The sequence below is a fragment of the Streptomyces sp. MB09-01 genome, assembly GCF_033794505.1.
Lineage (GTDB): Bacteria > Actinomycetota > Actinomycetes > Streptomycetales > Streptomycetaceae > Streptomyces.
In genome coordinates, this window is the sequence record NZ_JARAYQ010000488.1 from 1 (window position 1) to 2741 (window position 2741).

The following is a 2741-nucleotide window of genomic DNA, read 5'->3' on the forward strand; positions in this document are numbered from 1 at the left end:
GGTGGCTGATGTGTCCGGTGTGGTCGGTGTGACAGGTGTGGTCGGGTGGCCCGAGCATCCCCGCTGTCCCGGCCGGGGGTGGCGGGGTGGCGACAATGCGCCGTTCCTGGGGCCGGAGTTGGCCATTCCGGCACCCGGCAAGGGGACTGATCCCCTTCGTGGGTAGTTCAGCCGCCGTTCACGTGCGGGCGAGAGCGTGTGCGCCGACGACCGCACGACAGGCGCACCACCTCCCCACCCCCAGGAGACCCGATGCCGCTCAGCCGTAGAGACTTCACCGCCCGCACCGTCATCGCCGGCGCGGGAGTCGCGCTCACCGGGACGGTCGGTGCCCTCGCCACCGCCCCGGGAGCGCTGGCGGCCGACGACAGCACCCACCGCGACGAGCACGGACGGCCCTGCGAGCCCGGCTACGGCCCGCTCGTCCCCGACCCGGCCGGCATCCTCGCCCTCCCCGCCGGGTTCACGTACCGCGTGATCACGCACAGCGGGGTCACCACCCTGGAGTCCGGCGAGAGCACCCCGTCCAACCACGACGGGACCGCCGCCTTCGCGGGCCACCGAGGAGTCACCCTGCTCGTCAACAACCACGAGCTCAAGGGCCCCCGTTCGGGCTGGACCCACCCCGTCCCGCTCACCGAGGGCCTGGTCTACGATCCGGCCGCGGCCGGCGGCTGCACGGTCGTCGAGGTCCGGCGCGGCGGCGAGGTCGCCGAATGGGTGGGCATCGCCGGTACGTCCACCAACTGCGCGGGCGGCGCCACCCCCTGGGACACCTGGCTGACCTGCGAGGAGAACTCCGACCTCGCCGGCAAGAACGGCATGACCAAGGACCACGGCTACGTCTTCGAGGTCGACCCGCACGACCGGCGCGCCAACCGCGACCCGCGCCCGATCAAGGCCTTCGGCCGCTACGACCACGAGGCCGTGGTCATCGACCCGCGCCAGGGACACACGTACCTGACCGAGGACGCCTCCGGCCCCAACGGGCTGCTCTACCGCTGGACCCCGCCCCGCGGCTTCCACCACGGACGCGGCAGGCTCCGTACGCTCGCCGCCGACGCCGGCGTGCTCCAGGCAGCCAAGTGCATCGACAGCTCGGGCCGCTTCGTCGACGACCTCTCGCGCGCCACGAAGATCGGCACCGTCTACGGGGTCGACTGGGTGGACGTCCAGGACCGAGACGCCCGGACCGTGCCGGTGCGCAAGCAGTTCGCGGACGGGGTGGTGACGCGCGGACGCAAGCTGGAGGGCATGTGGTGGGCCGACGGAGGCGCGTACTTCGTCTCCTCCTTCGCCCGTGAGGAGAGCCCGGGCGCGGCGCACGACGGCCAGGTGTGGTTCTACGACCCGAAGCGGCGCACGGTCCGGCTGACCGTCCTGATCGGCGTCAACGCCGATCAGGCGGTGGACGGCGGCTACGACGGCCCGGACAACATCACCGTGTCGCCGTACGGAGGGCTGGTCATCGCGGAGGACGGATCGGGGCTGCAGCACCTGTTCGGCGCGACCGACTCGGGCCGCACCTACCCGCTGGCGCGCAACGAGCTGAACATCGGATCGGCCGAGGAGCCGGAGTACTCCGAATTCACCGGTGTCTGCTTCTCCCCGGACGGGCGCACGCTGTTCGCCAACCTCCAGAGCCCGGGCATCATGCTGGCCATCACCGGGCCGTGGCGGCGCGGGCACTGACGCAGGCGGTGCCGGGCGTGCCCAAGGGCGCGAGCGCGGGGGCTGGCGCCTGCGCGGGCGGGCGTGGGTGCCTGGGCACCCGCGCCCGCTCACTGACCTGCGGATACCTCCGCGCGGGAGCCATCGGCCCACTCGGTGAGCAGGAACTCATACGCCTCCGAGGGCCACTCGCCGTCCACCCGGGTCTCGACGAGGAGCCGTATAGCCTCGTTCGCCTCGGCGGCGGACGGGCGGGCGGGTCCCGCGGGCGTGAGTGTCTGGTGCATGGTTTCAAGGCTACGGGCGGGCACTGACAGCAACGTACGGATTACGCGTGGCATCCATCACCCGGGATGCGCCGCCGTGGCTGCCGGTGCCCGCCCACCTGCTCAGAGTGCCTGCGCGGCGGGCTTGACCATGCCGCGCACTGTGCGCGACTTCACAAACTCGCCCATGGCCGTCATCTCCCACTCGCCGCTGAACTGCTTGATCAGCTTGGCCATCATCACGCCGGTCTGGGGCTCGGCGGTGGTCAGGTCGAAGCGCACCAGCTCCTCGCCGCTCGCCGCGTCGATCAGGCGGCAGTAGGCCTTCGCCACCTCGGTGAACTTCTGACCGGAGAAGGAGTTGACCGTGAAGACCAGGCCGGTCGCCTCGGCGGGGAGCCGGCCGAGGTCCACGACGATCACCTCGTCGTCGCCCGCGCCCTCACCGGTGAGGTTGTCCCCCGAGTGCTTGACCGAGCCGCCCAGGATGGACAGCTTGCCGAAGTAGCAGCTGTCGATGTGGTTGCGCTGGGGGCCGTACGCGATGACGGAGGCGTCGAGGTCGATGTCCCGGCCGCCGAAGGCGGGCTCCCAGCCCAGGCCCATCTTCACCTGGGAGAGCAGCGGGCGGCCGCCCTTGACCAGGGAGACGGTCTGGTTCTTCTGGAGGCTGACCCGGCCCTTGTCGAGGTTGATCTTCCCGGTGCCGGGCGGGGCGGCCGGGGGTGCGGCGGGCGCCGCAGCCGGAACCGGCGCGGCCGGGGTGACGGGGGCCGTCGGGGTCGTGGCACCGCCGAGCCAGGG

The 2741-nt window shown here is 72.1% G+C and carries 3 protein-coding genes; 1 reads left to right on the forward strand and 2 read right to left on the reverse strand.

Going from position 1 to position 2741, the window contains the following annotated elements; all coding sequences use genetic code 11:
- Positions 1-252 precede the first annotated feature (252 nt).
- Positions 253-1692 (forward strand): alkaline phosphatase PhoX, encoded by a 1440-nt coding sequence (locus PV721_RS42680; RefSeq protein WP_319734184.1) that lies wholly within the window; start codon positions 253-255, stop codon positions 1690-1692.
- An 89-nt stretch (positions 1693-1781) separates the two neighbouring features.
- Here PV721_RS42680 and PV721_RS42685 read toward each other — a convergent pair whose 3' ends face one another.
- Together PV721_RS42685 and PV721_RS42690 are read right to left on the reverse strand one after the other, a co-directional pair.
- Positions 1782-1958, reverse strand: a complete 177-nt coding sequence (locus PV721_RS42685; protein WP_319734186.1) for a hypothetical protein — start codon at positions 1956-1958, stop codon at positions 1782-1784.
- A 102-nt stretch (positions 1959-2060) separates the two neighbouring features.
- Positions 2061-2741 (reverse strand): TerD family protein (locus tag PV721_RS42690; protein WP_319734188.1); only part of this gene is annotated, 681 nt, incomplete at its 5' end.

Coding starts and splice junctions, on each gene's coding strand:
- PV721_RS42680 (WP_319734184.1), top strand. CDS start 253: ATGCCGCTCAGCCGTAGAGACTTCACCGCCCGCACCGTCATCGCCGGC.
- PV721_RS42685 (WP_319734186.1), bottom strand. CDS start 1,958: ATGCACCAGACACTCACGCCCGCGGGACCCGCCCGCCCGTCCGCCGCC.